This window comes from Pseudomonas sp. PB106 (genome assembly GCF_009764645.1).
Taxonomy (GTDB): Bacteria; Pseudomonadota; Gammaproteobacteria; order Pseudomonadales; family Pseudomonadaceae; genus Aquipseudomonas.
Genome location: NZ_RWIM01000020.1, coordinates 46,252 through 52,336, shown reverse-complemented (window position 1 = coordinate 52,336; position 6,085 = coordinate 46,252). Strand labels below are relative to the sequence as shown.

5 protein-coding genes are annotated in these 6,085 nt (G+C 60.8%); 3 read left to right on the top strand and 2 right to left on the bottom strand.

Translation table 11 applies throughout. The features are described 5' to 3' along the window. Positions 1-157: 157 nt before the first annotated feature. Positions 158-1,171 carry an AI-2E family transporter gene (locus EJA71_RS04150; protein WP_158954553.1) on the top strand — a complete coding sequence of 338 codons (1,014 nt, stop codon included), beginning with the start codon at positions 158-160 and terminating at the stop codon, positions 1,169-1,171. Between the two features lie 132 nt (positions 1,172-1,303). On the opposite strand, the gene EJA71_RS04145 is transcribed toward EJA71_RS04150, so the two are convergent. After that, complete coding sequence (locus EJA71_RS04145) at positions 1,304-2,578, bottom strand: Hsp70 family protein (RefSeq protein ID WP_158954551.1); 1,275 nt, start codon at positions 2,576-2,578, stop codon at positions 1,304-1,306. A 291-nt stretch (positions 2,579-2,869) separates the two neighbouring features. Here EJA71_RS04145 and EJA71_RS04140 point away from each other — a divergent pair, with 291 nt between their 5' ends. Continuing rightward, positions 2,870-3,820, top strand: coding sequence for a DnaJ C-terminal domain-containing protein (locus EJA71_RS04140; protein ID WP_158954549.1), 951 nt, complete (start codon positions 2,870-2,872; stop codon positions 3,818-3,820). A 23-nt stretch (positions 3,821-3,843) separates the two neighbouring features. Then, on the top strand, positions 3,844-4,149 hold the full coding sequence (locus EJA71_RS04135) for a chaperone modulator CbpM (protein ID WP_016984795.1): 306 nt from the start codon (positions 3,844-3,846) through the stop codon (positions 4,147-4,149). Between the two features lie 188 nt (positions 4,150-4,337). On the opposite strand, the gene ureC is transcribed toward EJA71_RS04135, so the two are convergent. Beyond that, the gene (gene ureC / locus EJA71_RS04130) at positions 4,338-6,038 is read right to left on the bottom strand and encodes an urease subunit alpha (protein WP_158954547.1); all 1,701 of its coding nucleotides are present in this window, start codon (positions 6,036-6,038) and stop codon (positions 4,338-4,340) included. Positions 6,039-6,085: the final 47 nt, after the last annotated feature.

Here is a 6,085-nt window from a genome sequence, read left to right as displayed (position 1 = left end):
CAGCCTGCGGCAGCTCCTACATGAGAGCTGCGATTCTGTAGGAGCTGCCGCAGGCTGCGATCTTTTCGGCGCGACGACGGCCCGGGGCCTGCGCTCGCTTCGGCGCTGGAACGCTGGCAGACTGCCAATCCTTTTACGCCGTTCGTTTTGAGGCTGTATGCCAACGTTTTCTGAGCGTCATGTAGTGTTCTGGGTCAGTTGCATCATTATTTTCGGCGGTTTGCTGCTGGTGCTGCCGCTGCGCTTGTTGCCGAGCCTGCTGGCCGGTCTGCTGGTGTTCGAGCTGGTCAACATGCTCACCCCGCAATTGCAGCGGCTGATCGAAGGCCGCCGCGCGCGTTGGCTGGCGGTGGCGTTGCTGGGCACGCTGGTGGTGAGTGTGCTGGCGCTGATCTTCGCCGGCGCGATCAGTTTCCTGCTGCATGAAGCGGAAAACCCCGGCGCCTCGCTGGATAAATTCATGGGCGTGGTCGACCGCGCTCGCGGACAATTGCCGCCGTTCATCGACGCCTATCTACCCGCCAGCGCCGGTGAATTTCGCGTGGCGATTGGCGAATGGCTGAGCAAGCATCTCTCGGAGCTGCAACTGGTCGGCAAAGACGCTGCGCACATGTTCGTGACGTTGCTGATCGGCATGGTGCTTGGCGCAATCATCGCCCTGCAGCGGGTTCCCGACCTCACCAAACGCAAACCGTTGGCGGCAGCGTTGTTCGATCGTCTGCACCTGTTGGTGCAAGCGTTCCGCAATATCGTCTTCGCGCAAATCAAGATTGCCTTGCTCAACACCTTCTTCACCGGGATCTTCCTCGCGGTGATCCTGCCGATGTTCGGCGTCAAGCTTCCGCTGACCAAAACCCTGATCGTGCTGACCTTCCTGCTCGGCTTGCTGCCGGTGATCGGCAACCTGATTTCCAACACGCTGATCACCATCGTCGGCCTGTCGCTGTCGATCTGGGTGGCGGTGGCGGCGTTGGGTTATCTGATCGTTATCCACAAGCTCGAATACTTCCTCAACGCGCGCATTGTCGGCGGGCAGATCAGTGCCAAGTCGTGGGAGTTGCTGCTGGCGATGCTGGTGTTCGAGGCCGCGTTCGGCTTGCCGGGGGTGGTGGCGGGGCCGATTTATTACGCGTATCTGAAGAGTGAGTTGAAGCTGGGCGGGATGGTTTGATCCGATAACGGTGTTGCCTTAGCTGACGCCATCGCTGGCAAGCCAGCTCCCACAGGTTCTGCGCCGCTTTCGAAAGCGGTATCAATCCTGTGGGAGCTGGCTTGCCAGCGATGGGCGCAACGCGGTCTTGGATCAGTTCATGGCGCCGTAGCGCTTCATGGCTTCAATCGCCAAACCGCTACCAATGCTGCCAAAGATATTCCCTTCGACATGCCGCGCATTCGGCAGCATTGCTGAGACGCTGTTGCGCAGCGCCGGAATCCCGCTCGAACCGCCGGTGAAGAACACCGTATCAACCTGATCCACGGCCACACCGGCATCGTTCAACAGCTGCGTGACGCTGCCGCGCACGCGCTCCAGCAGCGCATCGATTGCCGATTCAAACAACGCGCGCGTCAACTCTACGCTCAACCCTGGCTCGATCCGGTCCAACGGCACATGGCGGCTGTCGGTGTGGGTCAGCTGGATCTTGGTTTCTTCGACTTCCATCGCCAGCCAGTGCCCGGCGCGCTGTTCGATCAACTTGAACAGACGGTCGATGCCGCCGGTGTCTTCGATGTCGTAGCGCATGCTGCCCAACGCCAGGCTGGATTTCTGCGAGTACACCGAGTTGATGGTGTGCCAGGTCGCCAGGTTCATGTGGTGGCTGGTCGGCATGTAGGCGCCGCTCTTCATGCGGCTGCCGTAGCCGAACAGCGGCATCAGGCCCTGCAGGCTCAGCTGCTTGTCGAAGTCGGTCCCGCCGATGTGCACGCCGCCGGTGGCAAGGATGTCATCGTGACGGTTGTCGTAACCACGACGCTCTGGCGACAGGCGCACCAGCGAGAAGTCGGAGGTACCACCGCCGATGTCGACGATCAGCACCAGCTCTTCTTTTTCGATGGTCGACTCGTAGTCGAAGGCCGCCGCAATCGGTTCGTACTGGAACGAGACTTCTTTAAAACCGATCTTCTTGGCCACGTCGACCAAAGTGTCTTCAGCTTCCTGGTCAGCCAGTGGGTCGTCATCGACGAAGAACACCGGACGCCCGAGCACCACTTGTTCGAATTCCCGACCGGCGGCGGTCTCGGCGCGGCTCTTCAGCTGACCGATGAACAGACCGAGCAAGTCCTTGAACGGCATCGCCGTGCCAAGGACGCTGGTGTCGTGCTTGATCAGCTTGGAACCGAGCAGGCTTTTCAGCGAGCGCATCAGCCGGCCTTCGTAGCCTTCCAGGTACTCGTGCAGCGCCAGACGGCCGTAAACCGGACGGCGTTCCTCAATGTTGAAGAAGACCACCGACGGCAGGGTGATCTTGTCGTCTTCCAGCGCGATCATCGTTTCCATGCCGGGGCGCAGCCAGCCGACGGTGGAGTTGGACGTGCCGAAGTCGATGCCGCAGGCACGGGCTGGAGAGGCGTCTTTCATGTCTTTCGGTTCCGGTCAAAAAAACGGCCGCGCAGTGTATGTCAGTGCGCGCCAGAATCGAAGGCCGGTCATCAGCTATTTCGCGACTAGACTGCTTGAAAGTCGCAGCTTTGCCCCAAACTTGCTGGCATGGGCCGGCAGAACCACCGGCGGTCACAAGAACCGCCGTCCACTGCCGATAAACTTCTGCTGCGCCACCCGGTCACAACCTTGAGATCGGTCAACCTGGCACGCGCGAATCGGCGCATGCTGGCATCGGCGCGAAATCGATAACGGATGGTGATTCCTTCAATGGACTTCAAAGACTATTACAAGATACTCGGCGTGGAGCCGACAGCTGACGACAAGGCGATCAAAGCGGCCTATCGCAAGCTGGCGCGCAAATACCACCCCGATGTCAGCAAGGAAAAAGACGCCGAGGAGAAATTCAAGGACGCGTCGGAAGCCTATGAAGCGCTGAAAAGCGCCGACAAACGTGCCGAATACGACGAGCTGCGCCGTTATGGCCAGCACGGTCAGCCATTCCAGGGGCCACCGGGCTGGCAGAGCCGTGGCGGCTTTGGCGGCGGCGGTCAGGACACCGGCGACTTCTCGGACTTCTTCAGTTCGATCTTCGGCAATCGCGGCCCCGGTTTCGGTGGCGGCGAGGGTCGGCAACAACGCAGTGCAGGGCGCCGAGGGCAAGACGTGGAAATGGAACTGCCGATCTTCCTTGAGGAGACGCTCGCTAACGAATCGAAGAAAGTCACCTTCCAGGTGCCGCAATACAACGCCAACGGCCAGCACGTCAGCAACACCAGCAAAAACCTCAACGTGAAAATCCCGGCAGGCGTGACCGACGGCGAGCGCATCCGCCTCAAAGGCCAAGGCGCACCGGGCGTAGGTGGCGGGGCGAATGGCGACCTGTACCTGACCATTCGTTTTGCGCCGCACCCGAAATTCGATGTGGAAGGTGAAAACCTCATCATCACGTTGCCGTTGGCTCCGTGGGAGCTGGCGCTGGGCGCCGAAGTGGCGGTGCCGACCCTGACCGGCAAGATCAACCTCAAGGTCCCGGCCGGCAGCCAGAACGGTCAGCGCATGCGCGCCAAAGGTCATGGTCTGAAAAACAAGGCTGGTGAGCGCGGCTACCTGTTTGTGCAACTTAAAGCGGTGATGCCGAAAGCGGCCGACGACGAGGTCAAGGCGCTGTGGCAGGAACTGGCGAAGAAAGCTGCGTTCAACCCGCGAGAGAACTTCTGAATCCGACGACGGAGTAGCCCATCATGAGCAGCCCCCTGATCGTTCAACTGGACCTGGCAGAATTCTGTGAGGCGGCCGATTTGTCGGACGTCTACGTGATCGAAATCGTCGAACACGGCATCCTCGAACCTCAGGGCGCGCAGCCCCGGGAATGGCGCTTCACCGATTACGAATTGGCCCTGGCCAAGCGTGCGGCGAAGCTGCGCCGGGATCTGGAGCTTGAGTGGGAAGGGGTTGCGCTGGCGCTGGATCTGCTGGAAGAGGTGCGCGAATTGCGTGCCGAGAACCGTATGTTGCGGCAGCGGTTGGGGCGGTTGGTGGTTGAGTAGGTCAGTCTGGTATTTTCCGGCTGGCTGATCTGGCCTCATCGCTGGCAAGCCAGCTCCCACAGGGTTTGAGTTGGAACATGGATTTCAGCTCGACGCAGAAACTGTGGGAGCTGGCTTGCCAGCGATGAACGAAAACGCGGTTTAACTGGTAAACAAACAAAAGGCCCCGAAGGGCCTTTTTTTTGTGGTCAGAACAGAAAGTACCGCTGCGCCATCGGCAGCGTTTCCGCCGGCTCGCACCACAGCAACACACCGTCAGCCTTGACCTGATACGTCTGCGGATCAACATCGATGTTCGGCAGATAGTCGTTGTGAATCAGATCGGTTTTCTGCACATCACGGCATCCCTTCACCACGGCGATTTTCTTCTTCAACCCCAACGCTTCCGGCAATCCGGCTTCCTGCGCTGCTTGGCTGATAAAGGTCAGGCTGGTGGCGTGCAGCGAGCCGCCATAACTGGCGAACATCGGGCGGTAGTGCACCGGTTGCGGCGTTGGAATCGAAGCGTTGGCGTCGCCCATCAGGCTCGCGGCAATCGCGCCGCCCTTGAGGATCAGCGTCGGTTTCACGCCGAAGAACGCCGGGCGCCAGAGCACCAGATCGGCCCACTTGCCGACTTCGATCGAACCGACTTCATGGCTGATGCCATGGGTGATCGCCGGGTTGATCGTGTACTTGGCGATGTAGCGTTTGGCGCGGAAGTTGTCGTTGCCTTCGCCGTCCTGTGGCAGCGGGCCACGCTGTTTTTTCATCTTGTCGGCGGTCTGCCAGGTGCGCGTGATGACTTCGCCGACACGGCCCATGGCCTGGCTGTCGGAACTGATCATCGAGAACGCGCCGAGGTCGTGGAGAATGTCTTCGGCGGCAATTGTTTCGCGACGGATGCGGCTTTCGGCGAAGGCGACGTCTTCGGCGATGCTTGGGTCGAGGTGGTGGCAGACCATCAGCATGTCGAGGTGTTCGTCGATGGTGTTGCGGGTGAACGGCCGGGTCGGGTTGGTCGAACTTGGCAGCACGTTGGGGAAGCCGCAGGCCTTGATGATGTCTGGCGCGTGACCACCGCCGGCACCTTCGGTGTGATAGGTGTGAATGGTGCGGCCCTTGAACGCGCCGAGGGTGGTTTCGACGAACCCGGATTCGTTGAGGGTGTCGGTGTGGATCGCTACCTGCACGTCGAACTGATCGGCAACGCTCAGGCAGTTGTCGATGCTCGCCGGGGTGGTGCCCCAGTCCTCGTGCAACTTGAGGCCGATGGCGCCGGCCTTGACCTGTTCGATCAATGGCTCCGGCAGGCTGGCGTTGCCTTTGCCGGTGAGGCCGATGTTCATCGGGAACGCATCGGCGGCCTGGAGCATGCGCGCCAGATGCCACGGGCCCGAAGTGCAGGTGGTGGCGTTGGTGCCGGTGGCCGGGCCGGTGCCGCCGCCAATCATGGTGGTGACGCCGCTCATCAGCGCTTCTTCGATCTGCTGCGGGCAAATGAAGTGGATGTGCGTGTCGATGCCGCCGGCGGTAAGGATCATGCCCTCGCCGGCAATCACTTCGGTGCCGGCGCCGATGGCGATGGTGACGTTGGGTTGCACGTCCGGGTTGCCGGCCTTGCCGATGGCGGCGATGCGCCCGTCCTTGAGGCCGACGTCAGCTTTGACGATGCCCCAGTGGTCAATGATCAGCGCGTTGGTGATCAGCGTGTCGACCACTTCGGCGGCGAGCAACTGGCTTTGGCCCTGGCCATCGCGGATGACTTTGCCGCCGCCGAATTTCACTTCTTCGCCGTAAGTGGTGAAGTCTTTTTCGACTTCGATCCACAACTCGGTGTCGGCCAGGCGCACCTTGTCGCCGACGGTGGGGCCGAACATGTCGGCGTAGGCTTGTCTGGAGATTTTCATGTGTCTGCCTTAGTTGATCGTTCCCACGCTCTGCGTGGGAATGCCGC

What these genes read in the sequence shown, in the direction of transcription:
- ureC (WP_158954547.1), bottom strand. Translation starts at nt 6,038, where the DNA reads ATGAAAATCTCCAGACAAGCCTACGCCGACATGTTCGGCCCCACCGTC.
- EJA71_RS04140 (WP_158954549.1), top strand. Translation starts at nt 2,870, where the DNA reads ATGGACTTCAAAGACTATTACAAGATACTCGGCGTGGAGCCGACAGCT.
- EJA71_RS04150 (WP_158954553.1), top strand. Translation starts at nt 158, where the DNA reads ATGCCAACGTTTTCTGAGCGTCATGTAGTGTTCTGGGTCAGTTGCATC.
- EJA71_RS04135 (WP_016984795.1), top strand. Translation starts at nt 3,844, where the DNA reads ATGAGCAGCCCCCTGATCGTTCAACTGGACCTGGCAGAATTCTGTGAG.
- EJA71_RS04145 (WP_158954551.1), bottom strand. Translation starts at nt 2,578, where the DNA reads ATGAAAGACGCCTCTCCAGCCCGTGCCTGCGGCATCGACTTCGGCACG.